Here is a 19,134-nt window from a genome sequence, read left to right on the forward strand (position 1 = left end):
GTCTCGTGGGCTCGGAGATGTGTATAAGAGACAGCTCCCAGAGGGAGAGGGGATTGCTCCAGTGCTGGGAATAGTTGGGTGTAGCGCCTGGGCCTGGGGTAGCGTGCCGAAGCTCGACGCAGCACGCGCGTGCTCCCTCTCCCTCTGGGAGAGGGTATTGCTCGGCGTGGGGCGAATCCCGGGGTGACTGCGGATGCCCCCTCTCCCTCCGGGAGAGGGCTGGGTGAGGATAAGCGCCGGCAGAGATCCTCAGCCCTTCTTCAGCATTGCCCGCATCGCCGCCAGGGCGTCGTTGCCGCGGGCAGCCTTCTGTTCCTGCGGTGCTTCTTCCAGGCCCTCCCACTGCAGGTCCTCGGGTGGCAGTTCGTCGAGGAAGCGACTGGGGGTGCAGTCGATCAGCTCGCCGTACTGCTTGCGCCGGGTGGCGTAGGTGAAGGCCAGGGTCTGGCGCGCGCGGGTAATGCCCACGTAGGCCAGGCGACGCTCCTCCTCGATGGTGTCGGCCTCGATGCTGGAGCGGTGCGGCAGGATCTCCTCTTCCATGCCCATGATGAACACATAGGGGAATTCCAGGCCCTTGGAGGCGTGCAGGGTCATCATCTGCACCCCGTCGGCACCTTCCTCTTCTTCCTGCTGGCGTTCGAGCATGTCGCGCAGGACCAGCTTGGCGATGGCGTCCTCGATGGTCATCTGGCCGTCCTCGTCCTTTTCCAGGATGTTCTTCAGCGCATCCAGGAGGAACCAGACGTTGCCCATGCGGAAGTCGGCGACCTTGTCGGAGCTGGCGTTCTGGCGGATCCAGTTCTCGTAGTCGATGTCCATCACCATGCTGCGCAGGGCGCCGATGGGATCCTCGCCCGCGCAATTCTGGCGGACCCCGTCCATCCAGCGCTTGAAGCGCGACAGGCGCTCGGTGAAGCGGGCGTCCAGGTGCTCGCCCAGGCCGATCTCGTCGGCGGCCGCGTACATCGAGCGATCCCGGCTGCCGGCGTAGTTGCCGAGCTTTTCCAGGGTGGTGGAGCCGATCTCCCGGCGCGGCACGTTGATGACCCGCAGGAAGGCGTTGTCGTCGTCCGGATTCACCAGCAGGCGCAGGTAGGACATCACGTCCTTTACCTCCTGGCGGGCGAAGAAGCTGGTGCCGCCGGAGAGCCGGTAGGGAATCTGGTGGTGCTGGAGCTTGAGCTCCATCAGCTTGGCCTGGTGGTTGCCGCGATAGAGGATGGCGAAATCCGCGTAGGGCCGCTGGGTCTTGAGGTGCAGGGTGAGGATCTCCAGGGCGATGCGCTCGGCCTCGCCATCCTCGTTCTTGCAGCGCAATACCCGGATCGGATCGCCGTGGCCCATCTCGCTCCACAGCTGCTTCTCGAACACATGGGGGTTGTTGGCGATGAGCACGTTGGCGCACCTGAGGATGCGACTGGTGGAGCGGTAGTTCTGCTCCAGCATCACCACCTTGAGCGAGGGGAAGTCGTCCTTGAGCTGCATCAGGTTTTCCGGTCGCGCGCCGCGCCAGGCGTAGATCGACTGGTCGTCGTCGCCCACCACGGTGAACTGGGCGCGCTCCTGCACCAGCATCTTCACCAGCAGGTACTGGCTGGTGTTGGTGTCCTGGTATTCGTCCACCAGCATGTAGCGGATGCGGTTGCGCCAGCGCTCCAGCACCTCGGGATGTTCCTGGAACAGCTTCACCGGCATCAGGATGAGGTCATCGAAGTCGACCGCGTTGTAGGCCTTGAGGGTGCGCTGGTAGTGCAGGTAGACCACCGCGGCGGTCTGCTCCTTGGGCGTGCGTGCCTTTTCCAGGGCCTCCTCCGGCAGGATGAGGTCGTTCTTCCAGTTGCCGATGTAGTTCTTGATCTCGTCCAGGCCGTCGTCGCCCTGGTATTCCTTCTGCATGATGTCGGTGAGCAGCGCCTTGATGTCGCCCTCGTCGAAGATCGAGAAGCCCGGCTTGTAGCCCAGGTGCACGTACTCGCGGCGAATGATGTTCAGCCCGAGGTTGTGGAAGGTCGAGACGGTCAGGCCGCGGCCTTCGCCGGCTTTCAGCAGGCTGGCCACCCGCGCCTTCATCTCGCGCGCCGCCTTGTTGGTGAAGGTCACGGCGCAGATGTACTGGGCGCGGACGCCGCACTGCTGCACCAGGTAGGCGATCTTGCGGGTGATGACGCTGGTCTTGCCGGAGCCGGCACCGGCCAGCACCAGCAGGGGACCGCTGATGTAGGCCACGGCTTCGGCCTGGCGGGGATTGAGCTTGGACATGGCGGACCGGGGTGACGACGCTGGGCAAGAATTCTACCAGCGCCAGTCCCCGCGGTCAGAGCCTGATTCAAAGTCTGCTGCGCGTCGGCCAACCTGCGTTGCAAAGGCCTTCGGAATGCTCATTTACACTATGTAAACTCCACTTCCTCAGGCCTTTTCGCCTTGTTTGGCTCTAGCTCGCGAGACTTTGAACAGGCCCTCAGGGCTTGGGCGGTGGCGCGACGAAGGTCAGCTGGCGCGGATAGCCGTACTTCTCACCGGGCAGTACCGGGCTGTCGAGGAACACGCCCATGCTGCGGCCGAATTCGCTGACGTGGGTGACGGCATAGTCCTGGCCGTCGGCCAGACGGACGATGGCGCCCGGCTTGAATTCCTCGCGATTGCGCTCGGTGACCGGGATGGAAATGCCGGCGGCCTTGCGGTAGATGCCCTTGAGCCAGTCCTGGTTGGTGAAGTCGTTGATCGGGGTGTTGAAGCGCCCCGGCAGGCGCTGCAGATGGCGCCCGGTACCAGGGGCGTCGTCCACCGCCAGGCGCCGGGGATAACCCACGGCCTCGGCATCCAGCGGCTGGCCCTCGACGAACACGGCCAGGTTGTCGCCGACCCGCTGGACCTCGGTGATGGCGCGCCACTCGCCGTCGCCCAGCTGGACCTGCCGCCCGCTGATGAAGCCCTCGACGTTGGCCGGGGTCGCCGGAATGGTCAGGCCGGCCACCCGGCGCAGGACGCCACGATCCCAGTCTTCATTGCTGAAGTCGTTGATGGAGCTGGAGAGGAGTGGCTGGGTGGCGGAAGTCTCGTGCGAGGGGCTGGCGGTCTGTGCCTGGGCCAGCGGCAGGCCGAGACAGCAGGCGCAGAACAGCAGGGCGGAGAGAGCCAGGCGAGTGGGCATAGAGGTCATCCTTAACGCAGGTTTCTTGTCGGTCCCATACCGGGAGTGGGCGATAGACCCCTGATGTCCCCCGGCGTTTGGCGAGCGTGGCGCAAAGCGGCAATTTTTTACCCGCGCGGCGCCGAACGGCAAGGGCTGCGTTACCCTGGGGCTTTTCCCACGGAAGTCCAGCCATGCATTCGACCCTCGCCGCCGTCCCCCTGGCCAAGGCCTATCGCCTGCTCAACCACGGTCCCACGGTGCTGGTCAGCGCCGCCCACGCGGGCCGGCGCAACGTCATGGCCGCGGCCTGGGCCATGGCGGTGGATTTCGAGCCGGGCAAGGTGGCGGTGGTGCTCGACAAGCAGACCTGGACCCGCGAATTGCTGGAAGCCGAGGGCAGCTTCGTGCTCAGCGTGCCCTGCGCCGCCCAGGTGGATCTGGTGCAGACGGTAGGCAATACCAGCGGTCGTGCGCTGGACAAGTTCGCCGCCTACGGCATCGAGACGCTGGCGGGCGAACAGGTCAGCGCGCCGCTGATCGCCGGCTGCGTGGCCTGGCTGGAATGCCGCGTGTTGCCCGAGGCGCACAACCAGCAAGGCTACGATCTGTTTCTCGGTGAGGTGCTCGCCGCCCGGGCCGATACCCGGGTGTTTCGCGAAGGACGCTGGGATTTTCGTGGCCAGGACAGCCTGCGCACCCTGCACCATGTCGCCGGCGGTCACTTCCTGGTGATCGGCGACGGCATCCAGGGGCAGATGCTGACGCCGAAAGCCTGAGACCCCCGGCGCCCGTGCCTGGCGCCGGCGCGGCCGAGGTCAGACGCGGAAGCGCGCGACCATCTGCTGCAGATCGCCACCCAGGCGGGCCAGTTCGTTGACCGAGGCCGCGGCGTGGGCGTTGGCAGTGGCCGATTCCTCGGCCAGGCCGCTGACCTTGACCACGTTGCCGTTGATCTCCTCGGCGACCAGACTCTGCTCTTCCACCGCGGTGGCGATCTGCTGATTGAGATTCTGGATCTCCGCCACCGCCTGGTAGATGACCTCCAGGGCGCGCTCGGCGTCCTGAGCCAGGGTCACGGTACCCAGGGTGCGGTCGCGGCTGGCCTGCATCCGCGCGCTGGCTTCGGTGGTGCCCTGCTGCAGGGTGGCGATGAGTTCGCCGATTTCCTGGGTGGACTCCTGGGTCCGTTGCGCCAGGGAGCGGACCTCGTCGGCCACCACGGCGAAGCCGCGGCCCTGTTCGCCGGCGCGGGCGGCTTCGATGGCGGCGTTGAGCGCCAGCAGGTTGGTCTGCTCGGCGATCGCCTTGATCACGTCGATGACGCTGCCGATGCGACCGCTGGCGGCGTCCAGGCGCTCCATGGCATCGCCCAGGCCCTGCACCTCTTCGGCGGCCAGGGTGATTTCCTGGGCTGCGCGCTTGACCGTGCGACTGCCTTCGCGGGCCATGCCGTCGGCGTTCTGCGCGGCGCTGGAGGCGTTGGCGGTGTTTTGCGCGACGTTGTGCACCGTGGCCGCCATCTCGTTCATGGCGGTGGCCACCTGCTGCATCTCGTCGCGCTGCTGGGTGGCGCCGCGGCTGGTCTGGACGCTAAAGGCCGAGAGTTCGTCGGCCGCGCTGCTGAGTTGCCCCACGCCGCTGGCGATGCCACCGACCAGCTGCCGCAGGTCATCGGCCATGGCCTGGGTGGTGCGTTGCAGTTCGCCCAGCTCGTCGCGGCGGCTCACCTCGCTGCGCTGGGTAAGATCGCCGGCGGCGACGCGCTTGAGCATGGCCATGGCGGTCGCCAGCGGCTGGGTGATCTGGCGGGTGATCAGCCAGGCGGCGGCGATGCCGATCAGCAGGGCGATCAGGCTGCTCAGCAGCAGCTTGAGCAGGGCGGCCTGGCGCTCGGCGGCGGCGGACTTCAGCTGGCCTTCGCCCAGCTGATCCAGCAACTGCACCAGCTTGTTGCCTTGTTCCTGGAGGCTGGTGACAGCAGTTTGCGCCTGGCGATCCTGGGCGACGATGGATTCGAAGAAGGCGCGGTAGCGCGTCACTTCCTGGATGGCGCTGTAGAGCCGTGCAGCGGTGTCGCCATCGATCTGCGCCTGAGTGGTGCGCAACAGCTTGAGCAGGTCATCCATGGACGCGAGTGTTGCCTGAGCCTTGCCTTCGTCAGGCGTGCCGAGGAAGCGACGGATGTTCAGCCGGACGCCGACCATCTGCGCCTTGATCAGCGCTACGGCCTTCAGGTCGGCCGTACTGTGGCTGCCACCTGGGGTGAAGACCTGCTCGAACAACAGATCCAGGGTCTGGGTGACGCTTTCGGAAACCTGGGTCAGTTCCTTCTGAACGCCGGAACTGGTCTGCCTGGCCTGCTGTAGGGCAGCGAAGCGCTCCTGGTAGGTCTTCATCTCCTGCTGGATGCTGCCCAGGATGGCGACGTTGGCCGGGTTGCTCAGCAGGGTGAGGCCCTTGCCGATGTCTTCCGTCACCCTGGCCAGGGTGGCCTGTTGCAGGGTGGCATTGGCGGCGCTGGGATCGAGCAGGTAGGCCTTTTCGTCGATCCTGACGTTGAGCACGTCGGCCTTGAGCTGACCGCTGTAGCGCGTCTTGTTGATGCGCTCGAGCAGGGTGTTGGCGGTGAGGTAACCGAACAGCGCCACCACCGTCACCATGACCAGCAGGGCACCGAAGCCCAGCGCCAGCTTCTTGGAAATGCCGAGATTGCTCAGCCAGGAGGCTTTGGATACAGACATGGGGATTCCGGAAGAGAGTACGAAGACCCTCTTCATCGGCCGTCCCGATCGATACTTGAAAGCCGCACGTCAGGGCCGCCGGGTGGGCGGCCCTGCTGCCGACGGCCGGTTCCGTCCGCGGCGGTGCCGGCCGGATTCAGGCGGTTTCGCGGCTGTGCACGGGAACGGGCAACTCCAGCTCCAGTACCGAGATCAGCGCATTCTGCTGACGTTCGTTGAGCTGGCGAAAGCGCTGCAGCAGCAGTTGCTCGCTGGCATTGAGCAACTCGTCGTCCGCTTCGACCTGCGGCTGCTCCAGCACCCCGTCCTGTACCAGGCTGCGCTCCAGCCAGGCGACGATCTCGGTGTTCATGCTGTGCCGATGGGAGCGGGCCACGGCGGCGATGCGTTCACGCATCCCGTCGGGCAGGCGGACGACGAACTTTTCCGTGGGAATACCAGCGGGAGCGCGGTGGACGTAGGGCATGGAGGACCTCCAATACGAATGGACTGACGTCAAAGCGCCGACAACAGCAGTCGACCGGCGAAGAAAACCAGCACCAGGCCCATGGTTCGCTCGAACCAGTGGCCCAGGCGCAGGAAGGTCTGGCGAACGCGCGGACTGGAAAACAGCAGGCTGACCAGGGCGAACCAGCCGGCGTTGACCGCGCACATCCACAGGCCATAGAGGCCCTGGACGGTCAGCGGCGTACTGCCGCTGACCACGGTGGTGAAGATGGCCAGGAAGAACAGGGTGGCCTTGGGATTGGTGGCGTTGGTCAGGAAGCCGGTGAGGAAGGCCTTGCCGGGCGACTGCCGCTGCAGGTCGGCCTGCTGCCACTGGCTGTCGTCCAGCGGCGCGGCGGTGGGCTTGCTACGGATCAGGTTGAAGCCCAGCCAGAGGATGTAGGCGCCGCCGACCACCTTGGCGACCCCCAGCAGCCAGGGCGTGGCGTGCATCAGGGCGCCGATGCCGAGCAGGGTGTAGAGCACGTGCACCGAGATGCCGGCGCCGATGCCCAGGGCGGTGCACAGGCCGATCAGGCGCCCGTATCTCACGCTCTGGCGCACGGTCACGGCGAAATCCGGGCCCGGCGCGAGCACGGCGAGGAAGTGGATGGTCGCCAGGGCGAGGAATTCGCTCAGGTAGGGGGACATGTCAGCTCCAGTACGTGAGGGGTTCGGCCGCCCCGCGATAGCCCACGAAGCACGACAGCGACAGCCGTGGCTGGTCGTTGCCGGGCGTCACGGCGTGCATGCGGCGGGAATTGAAGAGAATCAGGTCGCCCGGTTCGGGGCGGATGGTCAGGCAGGGCGGGCCGAGGCGGTCGGGCTCGATGCCGTAGCTGTCGCCGCGCAGGGCGTCGAAGGCCTCCGGCGCCAGCTCGCGCGACCAGAGCTGCAGTTCGCCGCCGACGCTGGGCATGGTCAGGTAGACGTTGCAGGCCAGCTGGGTGATCAGGCTTTCGGCTTCCTCGCTGCCCGGCGCGTCCTTGGCGAAGATGTCGTGGTGGGCGAGAAAGCGTACTCCGGGCTTCACCACCCGTGACAGGCCGACGTACATCTTGCGACCCCAGAGGGTCTGCAGGCGGGCGCCGGCGGGCCAGACCTCGTCGAGGGTGCAGCGCACCAGGTCGATGGGATTGAGATAGGGGCGGCAGCGCCGGCGCAATTCTTCCAGGTTGCTGGCGACGCTGGCGAAGTAGTCGTCCATCTGCGCGCGCTGGTGTTCCGCCTCGTAGAAGGCCATGCCGATGCGGCCGATGCTGGGGGCATTGGTGTAGGTGGCGAAGCCGTTGCCGAGGATCTGCTGGCCGAGGTCGTCGGCCAGCGGGCGCGGCACGAAGCGGCGCACCCGTACCGCCAGCAGGCGTTCTTCGGTGAGGCGGAGCAGGCTCTCGGTGTCGAGAGCGTCGAGTTCGAGCAGCATGGCGCTTCCTTTCTGCGGGTGAGGTGAGCGGTTGATCAGGCGCCAGCCATGTCGTAGCTCACCAGCAGGCGTCCCTTCTTTTCCTTGACGCCCAGGGCGCTCAGGGCGCCGACCGCGCGCAGGGAACGCACGTGGGTCCCGCCGCAGGCATAGCGCGCCACGTCCTCGCCGAAGCGCACCTGGCGCTGGCCATCGGCCTGCACCTCGACGTGCAGCGGCAGGTCGTCTGCCACCAGGGCGTCGAAGTGCGCCTGCAGGGATTCGACGTCCAGGGCGCAGGTATCCTCGCCCGGAATGAATTCGATGCGGCCTTCGCCCGGCCAGTGATGGGCCTTGACCGGCTTCCAGCCATGGGTCTCGCCGATGTGACCGAGCAGATGCCCGGCCGAATGCAGCCGCGAATGCAGCTGGCGTCGGTCTGCGTCGACCCGGGCCAGCACGCGGCCGGGCGCCAGGGGGCGGGTGGTGTGGTGCAGGATGCGGTCGCCGTCCTGGACCACCCGGGTCACCTCGGCGGTACCGATCCAGCCGGTGTCGCTGGGCTGCCCACCGCCCTGGGGATGGAAGGGCGTGGCCAGCAATTCGACGACGTAACCGTCCTCGGCGGCGCTACAGGCGTGGACCTCGACCTCGGCGATCAGGCTGTCGCTCAGAAAATACAGGCGCTCGGTCATACGTCTACTACCTAGAAAACGAGAAACATCCTCATTCTAAAGAGCGCACGCAAGGGTGATAATCCACCCTCTCTCCAAAGGAATTTTGCGCTGTGAGCATAAATCTTCCCCTGCCGCTGCTCAGCGAGATGGCCATTTTCGTGCGGGTGGTGGAGAGCGGCAGCTTCTCTGCGGCGGCCCGTCAGCTCGGTCTGACCCCGTCTTCCACCAGTCGCAGCGTGGCACGCCTGGAGAAGGCCCTGGGCACCCGCTTGCTAAATCGCAGCACGCGCAAGCTGCGGCTGTCGGAGGCGGGGGAGGAGGTCTTTCGGCGCTGCAGCGACATGGTCGGCGCCGCGCGGGCGGTGCTGGAGGTCAGTGGCCAGTTAAACCAGGCGCCGGCCGGCATCGTCCGGCTGTCGGTGCCCAAGGCGGTGGGCAGCACGGTGATCCATCCGCACATGGCCGACTTCCTGCGGCGCTACCCGGCGGTGGACGTGCAGTTGCTGCTGGAAGACCGCTATGTCGATCTGATCGACGAGAACGTCGACCTGGCCATCCGCATCACCGACCGGCCGCCGCCCGGACTGGTGGGCCGCCAGTTGCTGACCATCGAGCACCTGCTCTGCGCCACGCCGCAGTACCTGGCCGCGCACGGTCAGCCCGCCCATCCCCGCGATCTGGCCGGGCACAGCTGCATCTATCTGGCGGAGGAGCCGGCCGATTCGCGCTGGAAATTCCGCCAGGGCGCCAAGGTGGTCCATGTCAATGTGCGCGGGCGCTATGCCGCCAACCACACCGGGGTCCGCCTGGACGCGGTGCTCAACCACATCGGCATCGGCAGCCTGCCGTTGTTCACCGCCCAGGCGGCCTTGGCCCGCGGCGAGATCGTCCAGGTGCTGCCGGAGTGGTCCTTTCTGCCGCATTACCACGGCGGCGCCTGGCTGCTCTATCCGGCGACGCGCCACCTGCCGCCCAAGCTCAAGGTGTTCATCGACTTCCTGGTCGAGCGCCTGGGCGACCAGGCGCTGCGCCCGGGCCAGGGCGCGGCCGCGCTGCCCGAGCAGCGTTTCCAAGAGCTGACCATTGGCAGCTAGGCCACTGCCGGTCGTTATTCGTGATGCTTTTCACAAGTCCTGTTACAACTGGCAGCATTAGGTGAAACGATTCACCTAACGTTTCTCTGCCTGCCGCATCGCGCTTTTCTCTGGGCCATGCTCCCCACGGCCCGCCTGCGCGGGTGGATCGGGTTGCCACCGCGGTCCTTGCCCTGGCAAAACAAGAAAGGATTTCCCCCATGCTCGCTTCTTCACCCTCGCTCGCCGCACCCGTGGCGGCCACCCCGCGCAAGGGGCTGGTCGTGCTCATCGCCGTGATCGCCGCCCTCGGCGGCCTGCTGTTCGGCTACGACACCGGCATCATCGGCGTCGCTCTGCTCGGCCTCGGCCGCGAATTCGCCATGGACGACACTGTCAAGCAGCTGGTGACCGGCGCCATCATCTTTGGTGCCCTGTTCGGCTGCCTCGGTACCGGCCCGATCTCCGACCGCCTCGGCCGGCGCAAGACCATCATCGGCGTGGCCCTGGTGTTCGCCCTGGGCTCGGTGCTCTCGGCGCTGTCGCCCAACGTCACCCTGCTGATCCTGTCGCGCTTCCTGCTCGGTCTGTCGGCCGGCAGCTCCACCCAGATCATCCCGGTGTACATCGCCGAGGTGGCGCCGCCGGAGCACCGCGGCAAGCTGGTGGTGCTGTTCCAGTTCATGGTGGTGTTCGGCATCACCGTGGCCTACTTCACCGGCTTCGCCCTGGACGAGCACTGGCGCTGGATGTTCGGCCTCGGCCTGGTGCCGGCGCTGATCCTGCTGGCCGGCATGACGGTGCTGCCGGAAAGTCCGCGCTGGCTGCTGGTCAAGGGTCGCGAGGCTGATGCCCTGGCGGTGCTGGAGCGGGTCCGCGGCGGCAAGGCCGCGGCCGAGGCCGAACTGGCCGAGATCAAGACCGTGAGTAACGCGCCGGAAGGCAACTGGAGCGATCTGTTCTCGCCGTGGGTGCGACCGGCCCTGCTGGTGGGCGCCGGCATCGCCATGTTCTCGCAGATCACCGGTAACAACGCGCTGATCTACTATGCGCCGACCATCCTCACCCAGGCCGGCTTCTCCGACCAGACCGCGGTGCTGGCCACCGGCTGCAGCACCATCCTGGTGGTGATCATGACCGTGGTCGGCAGCTTCCTGGTGGATCGCATCGGTCGCCGCCGCTACCTGCTGACGCTGATTCCCGGCTCCATCGTCGCCCTGGCGATCATGGGCTACCTGTTCCAGGGCGCCGGTCCCCAGACCGACGTGGAGCGCTGGACGGTGGTGGCCTGCCTGGCCGCCTACCTGATGCTCAATTGCGGTGGCTTCGGCGTCTGCATCTGGCTGATCAACGCCGAGGTCTATCCGCTGTTCGTGCGCGGCAAGGGCGCCAGCGTCGGTGCCTTCAGCCACTGGGGCTTCGACCTGCTGGTGACCCTCACCACCCTGAGCCTGGTGACCAAGCTGGGCGCCGCCCACACCTTCTGGCTCTATGCCGGGATTTCCCTGGTGGCGCTGCTGTTCATCTGGCGCCTGGTGCCGGAGACCAAGGGCAAGAGCCTGGAGCAGATCGAGCACGACCTGCGCGAGCGGCGCTTCTTTCCCTATCAGCGGAAAGGCTGAACGCGGCCTCCAGTGCTAGGGTCGCAACAGGAGCGGAGGTAACCTCCGCTCCTGTTCGCCTGTGCCGGAGTCCTGCCATGCGCCCCCTCACCCTCGACCTCGATCTGCTGGCTGCCGCCCTCGACAGCCGGGAGCGAGGCACCCACTTCCTCGACCTTGCCAGCGGCGCCCTGCGCCTGCTCGACCCGGACGATCTCAGTCTGGAAGAACGCGAGGAACTGGAAGATCCCGAACGCTACCTGCCGCTGCCGCGCCTGACCCAGGAGGACCGCCTGGAACTGCGCGAAGCCTTTCTGCACCAACTGCGCCATCCCCACGCCCAGCCGCTCTTGCGGGCCGCCCTGGAAAGCCGGCGGCCGATCCGGACCTTCGACTACGAACTGGACCTCTTCCCCTCGGTACGCGAGGCCTGGCAGGCCTTTGCCCTGAGTCGTCTCAAGGAGGAAGTGCTGGTGCTGCTGGACGAAGCCGGTCTGGAAGCCCTGCCGGCGGATGGGCGGATGCCGCTGCCGGACGATGTCCCCGAGGGCATCCGGCGGCGATTGGAAAAGGGGCGGGAGCGATAGGGCTCGCCACCCCGATGGTCAGCTGAGCACCTTAGTTTGCCAAAGCGTCCGGCAGCATGCCGGCGCTCCGCATGAGGTCCGGCAATCCTTGCTCTTCGATGGCATAGACGCCACGCTCAGCCTTCCAGATCAATGCCTTTTCCTGCAAGGCAGCCAAGGCCTGCTGCACATTCTGCGCGTAGGCGGTCTCTTGAGCCTGGGCCTCCTTCATGCCGGCAAGCTGCAGCATGTCTACGTACTTGCCGAGGGTGGCCAGCTCGAAAGGCGCATAGTCCTTGCCCTGGACCGCCATCACCTTCAGTACGGCCGCTTGAATCGGTGTGAGACTGCGAATCACTGCCAGGGCGCTCTCGGACATTTCCCTCACATGCTCGTCGACGGCCTGGGCGAAGGCGACATTGCCCACTGCAGCATCATCGATCATCGAGTATTCGAGTACCTCTCGGGCTGCCTGCAGCGCCTCGGGGCGATAGCCCGCTTCGACGAACTTACCCCAGACCACTTCTGGATCAAGGATGAAATCGAGCCTGGACTGCGCGCAGAACCAGTCCACATAGCCTCTGTCGAGATGGGGAAAGTTTACCAGCGGCGCATTGAAGAAGGCTTGATCGCGGCTGTTTCTGAGCATCGCCAGCTTGTCCCGGCTGGAACCGGTGCAGATAAGTCTCAAACCATGATGGTGTGAGCCGTTCAATTCGTCGCGAGCCGCCTTGAGGGCGAAGAGCGTATTGCTGCCCGCCGTGGTGGTCACGGCATGTTGGGCTTCGTCGATAATAAGGGCTATAGGTTTGCCCAGGCTGTCGGAGAGCGCGGCGAGCGCCGCGGCCAGGGTTATGCCCCTGGCTTTGCCGATGCTGCTGGTATCTATCTCGACCCCACCCACCTTGAGTTTCACCACGCCACTTTGCTTGGTCAGCTTGGCGATCAGACCGAGATTGCGTTCGATGGCAACCTGCACTGCCTGGTTGATCAACTCAGCCGGATCGGTTTGTCGATTTGACCAGAGATCAACGTAGATCACCTCGGCACCCGCGAGTTGGAGGGCAGGCGCCAAGTCTTCACGCATGAAGGTGGTCTTGCCGGTTCGCCGTGGCGCTGCCAGAAACAGCCCGGGATGCAGCGGGTCTGCCATGATCTTAGCGGCATAGGTAGTGGCCATGGCGTGTCGGTGATAAAAGCGCTCAGGCATCGACAATTCCCTATTTAAAGGCGATTAAAGTCGATTATAGATCTTTATAGATCTTTATAGATCGTCATCCTGATGCCTGCTCGGTGCTAGTCATGCCCGTGCCGATAGAGCTTGAGCTCCACCATCAGGTCGTCGGTCAGGGTTTCCAGGTGGGCCTGCAGGGCCTCGAGTTCGAGGTCCGCCGGAAGCGCCAGCAGGGCGGTGGCGTGGAACAGCGCCTCGCTGCTCATGGGCGCCGGACGGGTCTCGGTGGACAGGCGCTCGACGTTGACGCCTACCTGATGCAGCGCCCGGGTGATGTCGCGGACGATGCCGACTCGGTCGTTGCCCAGCAGGTCGAGCTGCACCAGCGGCGCGCCCACCGCAGCCGGCTGGCCAGGTTCGCCGACCAGGATGCGCAGGCCGGGAATGGCCAGCTGCTGCAGCGTCTCCACCAGGCCATTGCGCAATTCCGGTTCCACTTCCACCGAGAGGATGCCGGCGAACTGGCCGGCCAGGTGGGCCATGCGGCTTTCCAGCCAGTTGCCGCCCTGGGCGGCCACGCAGTCGGCCAGGGCTTCCACCAGACCGGGGCGATCGGGGGCGATGACGGTCAGGACCAGGTGTTCCATGGTGGGCTCCAGGGCGGGCGGAAGGAGTCTCCAGTCTAGCCCGCCCGATCGCCGCCGGCCTACTGGATGTCTTCGGCTTTGACGATCACCCAGTGCTGGTCCGCGTTCACCGCCACACCGGCCTTGGCCTGGCCTTCGGCGTTGCTCTTCATCATCGCCTCGATCTGAGTGCGGTACTTGGACTTGCGGTCGATCCACAGGTGGATGCCGTTCTTGGCGGCGTCCACGCCCTGGAACAGCATGGGGCCGTCGCTGACCGGGGTGTCGCCGTCGACCAGGATAGGTTTCTTCCAGGGATCTATGTAGGTGAGGATGGCCGCGTATTTGCCGGCGAACCAGGTGGCCGGAGTCCAGAGATAGGGCGTGACCTGCAGCTTCAGGTTGGCCTGGGGATCGTACTTGCCTTCGGCGATCTGCTTGCGGGCGGTGGTCAAGGCACCGGTGGCCGGGTCCTTGAGCAGGGTGGTGACGCCGATGACGTTTTCCGGTTTCACGCCATAGCCATAGCGCGGGTCGGCGGCCACCATGCGCACCAACTCCTCATGGGCGGCGCTGATCACATAGACCTCGATGCCGTTCTCCATCAGCTTGTGATAGAGCTCCTGCTGGCCGGTGAAGGGCTTGGGCGGATTGATCTCCACCGTCTCGATCTTGTCGTCCTTGCCGTAGTAGGTGGCGGGGATCGGCTTGCCGTAGGCCATCAGCTCGTCGACGTAGCCCTTGAGCTGCTGCAGGGTGAAGCCGGAGAACACCTGGGCGACCCAGGGGTAGCAGACCAGGTCGTCGACCTCGCACAGCCGGTAGTAGTAGCTGTTGAGGCTTTCCTTGTGGCCACCGACGTCCTTGAAGGGGATTAGCTTGAGCGAGGGATCCAGGGTGTCGCGGGTCAGCACGCCCTTCATCTCCAGGAAGGGCAGCAGGGCCTCTTCCAAGTCGTAGCGATAGCTGGTGTTGTCCATGTCGAACACCGCGTAGTTGCCCTTATTGGCATTGGCGGCGATCAGGGCGTCGAGCTGGCGGGCGGCATCGGCCGGCCAGTGGGTCAGCTCGGTGGCGGCAGCGGTGAGGCTGAGCAGACCGCCGGCCAGGCCGGCGAGAAGGCGGGGGAGGATGGGCATCGGCGGGCTCCGGCACGGCGACCGCGGTATGCGGTCATCTGGTCTAGACCATAGCAAAAGGTCATGACAGTTCGATGCGCGGAGCGACCTGGGTGGGCGCGAGAGCGGCAGGGCCTGCCGCTCTGCGACAGCCCTGTCAGGCGGTTACGGTCTTGAAGCGCGGCTGGGCGTTGCCCTTGAACAGGGTCAGGGTCGCGACCAGGCCGAGCACGGCGGCCAGGGTCAGCCACATGCCGGGTGCGGCCTTGTTGCCAGTCTCCTGGATCAGCCAGGTGCAGACCATCGGGGTGAAACCGCCGAAGGTCGCGGTGGCCAGGCTGTAGGCCAGGGAGAAGCCGGTGGTGCGCACATGGGCCGGCATCACCTCGGTCAGGGCCACCACCATGCCACCGTTGTAGGTGCCATAGAGGAAGGACAGCCACAGCTCGACCATCAGCAGGCGCGAGAAGCCCGGGGCGTGGGTCAGCCAGATCATCGCCGGGTAGGCGGTGAGGATGGCCAGCACGGTGGCGAAGATCAGCAGCGGACGGCGGCCGACGCGATCGCTCAGGGCGCCCATCACCGGCAGCCAGATGAAGTTGGAGATGCCCACGCAGGCGGTAACGATCAGGCTGTCCAGATCGGTCAGGTGCAACTCGTGACGGCCGAAGGTCGGGGTGTAGGCGGTGATCAGGTAGAAGGAGGCGGTGGTCATGGAGACCATGGCCACGCCCGCCAGCACCACGCCGAAGTTCTGGCCGATGGAGGTCATGGTCTCGCCGAAGGTCGGCCGATGCTTGCGCGCCTCGAACTCGGGGCTCTCTTCCAGGGAACGACGGATGATGAACAGGAAGGGCACGATCAGGCAGCCGATCAGGAAGGGAATGCGCCAGCCCCACTCACCCATCTCGGCGGGCGACAGCCAATGGTTCAGCAGGGCGCCCAGCACGCCGGCGAAGACCACCGCGACCTGCTGACTGGCGGACTGCCAGGAAACGAAGAAGCCCTTGCGCCCGGGGGTGGCGATTTCCGACAGGTAGACGGACACACCGCCCAGTTCGACGCCGGCGGAGAAGCCCTGCAGCAGGCGGCCGAGCAGCACCAGCAGCGGCGCGGCGACGCCCAGGGTGGCGTAGCCCGGCACCACGGCGATCAGCAGGGTACCCAGGGCCATCAGCGCCAGGGTGACGATCAGGCCGTGGCGACGGCCGTGACGGTCGATGTAGGCGCCGAGGAAGATGGCCCCCAAGGGGCGCATCAGGAAGCCGGCGCCGAAGGTCGCCAGCGACAGCATCAGGGAGGCGAGTTCGTTGTCGCCGGGGAAGAACGTCTTGGCGATGGCCGTGGCATAGAAGCCATAGACCATGAAGTCGTACATTTCGAGGAAGTTTCCGCTGACGACGCGGAAGACGGATTTGGCTTTCGAGGTGGTGGCCATGACTGCTAGCTCGGATTGAGTTTGTTATAGGAGACAGCTCGCGCAGGGCGCCCAGACCTCTCGCGGGTGGGTCGCGCTATCTGTAACCTTATGTGTTGCAAAAGCGCGCTGGCAAGCTGAATCGGACCGGAACCCCCGAATTTCATGGATTTGAAAGGTTGCTGAAAGGTTCGCGACATTACGTCTGGAAATTATTGTCCAGTTGACACGTTGTCGCAGCTCAGGTGGCGAGCATTTGCCAGAACGCCGCCCCGACGCCGGCCAGACTTTCCCCGGCGATGAGGCCGGCCGCGGCGGCCAGGGCGAAGCGCTCGGCCAGGCCCGGCGCCCGCCAGCGCACCAGGGCGGTGAGCAGGGCGCCCAGGGTCATCATCAGCGCCACCGAGGCCGGCAGAATGAAGGCCAGCCCCAGGGCCGCCGAGCTGGGCAGCCAGTGCGCGCGGCGGTCGGGCAGCAGGGCTTCGGCCAGGCCCAGCAGCAAGCCGACCAGGGCGCCCAGGACGATACCCAGGCGCATGGCGCCATCGAGGGCACCCAGGCCCTGGGTCAGGGTCTCCGCCACCGCCTTCCACTGGGCCACCGCCGGTGCCGGCCAGGCGGCGCTGAGCAGCAGCGCCTGGGGATCGGGAATCAGCAGGCGGTAGGTGAGCACCCCGGTCACCGCGCCCAAGGCGATGCCCAGGCACTGGGCGACCACCTGCTTGGCCGGGGTGGCGCCGATGGCCTGGCCGACCTTGAAATCGTTCATCAGGTCGGTGCTCTGACCCGCCGCGCCGCCGGCGGTATTGGCGCCCATGAGGTTGATGTTGACCTGCCCGGGAGCGGCCAGGCCGAAGGTCAGCTGCGATAGCTGGCCGATGGCACCGATGGGCGGGATGCCGGTGGCGCCGACCACCCGCGCGGCCATGGCGGCGAGAAACAGCGCCAGGGGCAGGGCCAGCAGCGCCAGCCAGGGATCGATGCCGAACAGCCGCACCTGCAGCAGCACCACCAGCAGAGCCGCCACCAGCAGCAGCGCCAGCGGCCAGGCGCGCGGCCGCCGCCAGCCCTGGCGACGGCGTTCGGCGCGGGGCAGGGTGATCAACCGCACGGCCAGCGCAGCCAGGGTGGCGCTGACCATCAGGCTTACCCCGGGCCAGAGCAGCCATTGCACCAGGAAGGCGTATTGCGGACCGCTGGCGCCGGCCGGCAAGGCGGCGACACCGCTGGCCAGCAGCCAGGGCGCCACCGCGCCCCAGGCCAGCAGGGTGCCGAGCAGCAGCGACAGTCCGACCCTCAGGCCGATGATGCCGCCGAAGCCGAGCAGCAGCAGCGAGGGATCGAAGCTGAAGGTCAGGCGCTCCAGGGCCGGCGAGGGCGCGACTCGTGGCAGCGTCCAGGCGAAGCTGTCCACCAGCTTGACCGCCGCCGACAGCGCCAGGGCGCCCAGCAGCACCCGCAGGCGGCTCAGAGCTTCGGCACCGCTGGCGTAGACCTGGCGCAGCGCTTCCAGGGTGGCCAGGCCCTCGGGGAATTTCAGACTGGCATCGGCCAGCAGCAGGGGCCGCAGATACCAGGCCACCCAGATGCCGAGAAAGCTCACCGCGAACACCCAGCCCATCAGCGGCAGGGTCGGCAATTGCTGGCCGGTCAGCAGGGTGTAGGCAGGGATGGGCGCGACCAGACCGCCGGAGACGATGCTGGCCGCCGCCGAGGCCACGGTCTGGTTGATGTTGCTCTCGTGCAGCGTCCAGCCCGGTTGCTGCAGGCGGCGACCCAGGCGGTGCCAGAGGCCGTAGCTCACCAGCAGGGCGATGATCGACATGTTGAACGACCAGCCGATCTTGAGGCCGGCATAGACATTGGCCGGGGTCAGCAGGATGCCCAGCAGCGCCCCGGTGAGCAGCGCCCGGGGGCTGAGTTCGCGCGCCACGAGCAGCGGCAGGTCGGTTGCGGCGGCGTTGGCAGTGGGCAAGAGGGCCTCCTCGGTCAGGCGATCATGGCGTGGTCAGGGGACTCCCGGGCGCGGCGGTTGGTTCGCGCCCTCAGGGGTGGCGCCCGGTCCAGGTCTGGCGCAGGGCCTCGATCAACTGGCGCAGGCCGGGCGGTGGCTGGCGCCGACTCGGGTAGTAGATGCACAGCGGCGCGCCGGGCGAGGCCCAGTCGGGCAGCACCTGCTCCAGGCGACCGTCGCGCAATTCGTCGGCCACCCGCCACTCCAGGCAATAGGCCAGGGCCAGGCCGTCGAGGGCGACCTGGATCGAGGTCTCGGTCTCGTTGACCGTGAGCGGGCCGGGCACGTCGATCGTCCGGGTGCTGGCGCCGCTGCCCAGCTCCCAGCGATAGAGGGCGCCGTTGCCCAGCCGCAGGCGCACGCAGCGATGCTCGGCAAGCGCCTCCGGCTGCTGCGGTCGGCCGTGACGGTCGAGGTAGGCGGGGGCGCCCACCACGATCCAGCGCAACTCGTCGGTGAGCGGCAGGGCCACCATGTCCTGGGGCACGGTGTCGCCATAGCGGATGCCGGCGTCGAGGCCGTCGGCGACGATGTCCACCGGACGATCCTCGACGCTGATGTCCAGTTGCAACTGCGGATAGGCGGCCAGCAGCCGGGGCAGGGTCGGGGTCACCAGCAGCCGCGCCGCATCGCGCGGCACGCTCAGGCGCAGGCGCCCGACCGGGGCGTCGCGGTGCTGGTCCAGCTCGCCCAGGGCCTCGCCGATGAGGGCGAAGCCCTGTTCAAGCTTTTCCGCCAGCGCCGCGCCGGCCAGGGTCGGCACCACCGAGCGGCTGGTGCGATTGAGCAGCTTGACCCCCAGCCGGGTCTCCAGCTGGCGCAGGGCATGGCTCAGCGCCGAGGTGGTGACGCCCAGTTCGATGGCGGCCTGGCGAAAGCTGCGCCGCCGGACCAGGGCGACGAAGACATTGAGATCGGCCAGTTCGCCGCGATTCAGGGTCGGCATGCACAATCCTCGCGCGATAAGAGCCTGTTCAAAGTCTGCTACGCGTCGGCCAAACAGCGTTGAAAATGCCTTCGGAACGCTCATTTACCATTCGTAAACTCCGCTTCCTCAGGCATTTTCGCCTTGTTTGTCTCTAGCTCGCGAGCCTTTGAACAGG

General features: G+C 66.5%; 17 protein-coding genes and 1 pseudogene. 4 read left to right on the top strand and 14 right to left on the bottom strand.

What is annotated here, in order from left to right; all coding sequences use genetic code 11:
• Positions 1 to 249: 249 nt before the first annotated feature.
• Positions 250 to 2,262 carry a DNA helicase Rep gene (gene rep, locus GSQ95_RS20280; RefSeq protein ID WP_158893863.1) on the bottom strand — a complete coding sequence of 671 codons (2,013 nt, stop codon included), beginning with the start codon at positions 2,260 to 2,262 and terminating at the stop codon, positions 250 to 252.
• Between the two features lie 199 nt (positions 2,263 to 2,461).
• Positions 2,462 to 3,154, bottom strand: coding sequence for a hypothetical protein (locus GSQ95_RS20285; RefSeq protein WP_158893862.1), 693 nt, complete (start codon positions 3,152 to 3,154; stop codon positions 2,462 to 2,464).
• A gap of 173 nt (positions 3,155 to 3,327) precedes the next feature.
• On the opposite strand from GSQ95_RS20285, the gene GSQ95_RS20290 reads away from it, so the two are divergent.
• A complete protein-coding gene (locus GSQ95_RS20290) occupies positions 3,328 to 3,912 on the top strand; it encodes a flavin reductase family protein (protein ID WP_158893860.1) in 585 nt (194 codons plus the stop codon).
• Between the two features lie 39 nt (positions 3,913 to 3,951).
• Here the strand turns inward: GSQ95_RS20290 and GSQ95_RS27265 are convergent, their stop codons facing one another.
• The 6 genes and pseudogenes from GSQ95_RS27265 to GSQ95_RS20315 all read right to left on the bottom strand — a co-directional run bounded on the left by GSQ95_RS27265 (position 3,952) and on the right by GSQ95_RS20315 (position 8,460).
• On the bottom strand, positions 3,952 to 4,497 hold the full coding sequence (locus GSQ95_RS27265; RefSeq protein ID WP_372241648.1) for a methyl-accepting chemotaxis protein: 546 nt from the start codon (positions 4,495 to 4,497) through the stop codon (positions 3,952 to 3,954).
• 309 nt (positions 4,498 to 4,806) lie between these two features.
• Positions 4,807 to 5,913: pseudogene (locus tag GSQ95_RS27270) on the bottom strand (methyl-accepting chemotaxis protein); the annotation flags it as partial.
• 100 nt (positions 5,914 to 6,013) lie between these two features.
• Positions 6,014 to 6,343, bottom strand: a complete 330-nt coding sequence (locus tag GSQ95_RS20300; protein WP_158893856.1) for an Arc family DNA-binding protein — start codon at positions 6,341 to 6,343, stop codon at positions 6,014 to 6,016.
• A 29-nt stretch (positions 6,344 to 6,372) separates the two neighbouring features.
• Positions 6,373 to 7,014 (bottom strand): LysE family translocator, encoded by a 642-nt coding sequence (locus tag GSQ95_RS20305; RefSeq protein ID WP_158893854.1) that lies wholly within the window; start codon positions 7,012 to 7,014, stop codon positions 6,373 to 6,375.
• Between the two features lies 1 nt (position 7,015).
• Entirely contained in the window at positions 7,016 to 7,786 is a 771-nt protein-coding gene (locus tag GSQ95_RS20310; RefSeq protein ID WP_158893852.1) for a 2OG-Fe(II) oxygenase, read from the bottom strand.
• Positions 7,787 to 7,821: 35 nt separating this feature from the next.
• The gene (locus GSQ95_RS20315) at positions 7,822 to 8,460 is read right to left on the bottom strand and encodes an alanyl-tRNA editing protein (protein ID WP_158893850.1); all 639 of its coding nucleotides are present in this window, start codon (positions 8,458 to 8,460) and stop codon (positions 7,822 to 7,824) included.
• Positions 8,461 to 8,552: 92 nt separating this feature from the next.
• Between GSQ95_RS20315 and GSQ95_RS20320 the strand changes: the two genes are divergently transcribed.
• The 3 genes from GSQ95_RS20320 (at position 8,553) to GSQ95_RS20330 (ending at position 11,703) form a co-directional block, all read left to right on the top strand.
• Positions 8,553 to 9,536 (top strand): LysR family transcriptional regulator, encoded by a 984-nt coding sequence (locus GSQ95_RS20320; RefSeq protein ID WP_158893848.1) that lies wholly within the window; start codon positions 8,553 to 8,555, stop codon positions 9,534 to 9,536.
• Positions 9,537 to 9,736: 200 nt separating this feature from the next.
• Positions 9,737 to 11,137, top strand: a complete 1,401-nt coding sequence (locus GSQ95_RS20325; protein WP_133862027.1) for a sugar porter family MFS transporter — start codon at positions 9,737 to 9,739, stop codon at positions 11,135 to 11,137.
• 77 nt (positions 11,138 to 11,214) lie between these two features.
• Entirely contained in the window at positions 11,215 to 11,703 is a 489-nt protein-coding gene (locus GSQ95_RS20330; RefSeq protein WP_158893846.1) for a UPF0158 family protein, read from the top strand.
• A 31-nt stretch (positions 11,704 to 11,734) separates the two neighbouring features.
• Here GSQ95_RS20330 and GSQ95_RS20335 read toward each other — a convergent pair whose 3' ends face one another.
• From GSQ95_RS20335 to GSQ95_RS20360, 6 genes are all read right to left on the bottom strand, one after another.
• Positions 11,735 to 12,892, bottom strand: coding sequence for an ATP-binding protein (locus tag GSQ95_RS20335; protein WP_158893844.1), 1,158 nt, complete (start codon positions 12,890 to 12,892; stop codon positions 11,735 to 11,737).
• Between the two features lie 86 nt (positions 12,893 to 12,978).
• Positions 12,979 to 13,503, bottom strand: a complete 525-nt coding sequence (locus GSQ95_RS20340) for a glycine cleavage system protein R (RefSeq protein ID WP_133862024.1) — start codon at positions 13,501 to 13,503, stop codon at positions 12,979 to 12,981.
• A 59-nt stretch (positions 13,504 to 13,562) separates the two neighbouring features.
• Positions 13,563 to 14,621, bottom strand: coding sequence for a haloacid dehalogenase-like hydrolase (locus GSQ95_RS20345; RefSeq protein WP_158895755.1), 1,059 nt, complete (start codon positions 14,619 to 14,621; stop codon positions 13,563 to 13,565).
• A 136-nt stretch (positions 14,622 to 14,757) separates the two neighbouring features.
• Positions 14,758 to 16,038, bottom strand: coding sequence for an MFS transporter (locus GSQ95_RS20350; RefSeq protein ID WP_133862022.1), 1,281 nt, complete (start codon positions 16,036 to 16,038; stop codon positions 14,758 to 14,760).
• A 220-nt stretch (positions 16,039 to 16,258) separates the two neighbouring features.
• Complete coding sequence (locus GSQ95_RS20355) at positions 16,259 to 17,992, bottom strand: OPT family oligopeptide transporter (RefSeq protein ID WP_158895757.1); 1,734 nt, start codon at positions 17,990 to 17,992, stop codon at positions 16,259 to 16,261.
• A 70-nt stretch (positions 17,993 to 18,062) separates the two neighbouring features.
• Positions 18,063 to 18,977 carry a LysR family transcriptional regulator gene (locus tag GSQ95_RS20360; RefSeq protein ID WP_158895759.1) on the bottom strand — a complete coding sequence of 305 codons (915 nt, stop codon included), beginning with the start codon at positions 18,975 to 18,977 and terminating at the stop codon, positions 18,063 to 18,065.
• Positions 18,978 to 19,134: the final 157 nt, after the last annotated feature.

The organism is Pseudomonas sp. BAV 4579 (assembly GCF_009765395.1).
In the GTDB taxonomy this organism is placed as follows: domain Bacteria; phylum Pseudomonadota; class Gammaproteobacteria; order Pseudomonadales; family Pseudomonadaceae; genus Chryseomonas; species Chryseomonas aestiva.

Bases quoted from the DNA above. Each gene is read 5' to 3' on its own strand.
- GSQ95_RS20345 (WP_158895755.1), bottom strand. From the start codon at position 14,621: ATGCCCATCCTCCCCCGCCTTCTCGCCGGCCTGGCCGGCGGTCTGCTC.
- GSQ95_RS20325 (WP_133862027.1), top strand. From the start codon at position 9,737: ATGCTCGCTTCTTCACCCTCGCTCGCCGCACCCGTGGCGGCCACCCCG.
- GSQ95_RS20290 (WP_158893860.1), top strand. From the start codon at position 3,328: ATGCATTCGACCCTCGCCGCCGTCCCCCTGGCCAAGGCCTATCGCCTG.
- GSQ95_RS20360 (WP_158895759.1), bottom strand. From the start codon at position 18,977: ATGCCGACCCTGAATCGCGGCGAACTGGCCGATCTCAATGTCTTCGTC.
- GSQ95_RS20310 (WP_158893852.1), bottom strand. From the start codon at position 7,786: ATGCTGCTCGAACTCGACGCTCTCGACACCGAGAGCCTGCTCCGCCTC.
- GSQ95_RS20350 (WP_133862022.1), bottom strand. From the start codon at position 16,038: ATGGCCACCACCTCGAAAGCCAAATCCGTCTTCCGCGTCGTCAGCGGA.
- rep (WP_158893863.1), bottom strand. From the start codon at position 2,262: ATGTCCAAGCTCAATCCCCGCCAGGCCGAAGCCGTGGCCTACATCAGC.
- GSQ95_RS20330 (WP_158893846.1), top strand. From the start codon at position 11,215: ATGCGCCCCCTCACCCTCGACCTCGATCTGCTGGCTGCCGCCCTCGAC.
- GSQ95_RS20335 (WP_158893844.1), bottom strand. From the start codon at position 12,892: ATGCCTGAGCGCTTTTATCACCGACACGCCATGGCCACTACCTATGCC.
- GSQ95_RS20315 (WP_158893850.1), bottom strand. From the start codon at position 8,460: ATGACCGAGCGCCTGTATTTTCTGAGCGACAGCCTGATCGCCGAGGTC.
- GSQ95_RS20340 (WP_133862024.1), bottom strand. From the start codon at position 13,503: ATGGAACACCTGGTCCTGACCGTCATCGCCCCCGATCGCCCCGGTCTG.
- GSQ95_RS27265 (WP_372241648.1), bottom strand. From the start codon at position 4,497: ATGGAGCGCCTGGACGCCGCCAGCGGTCGCATCGGCAGCGTCATCGAC.
- GSQ95_RS20300 (WP_158893856.1), bottom strand. From the start codon at position 6,343: ATGCCCTACGTCCACCGCGCTCCCGCTGGTATTCCCACGGAAAAGTTC.
- GSQ95_RS20285 (WP_158893862.1), bottom strand. From the start codon at position 3,154: ATGCCCACTCGCCTGGCTCTCTCCGCCCTGCTGTTCTGCGCCTGCTGT.
- GSQ95_RS20305 (WP_158893854.1), bottom strand. From the start codon at position 7,014: ATGTCCCCCTACCTGAGCGAATTCCTCGCCCTGGCGACCATCCACTTC.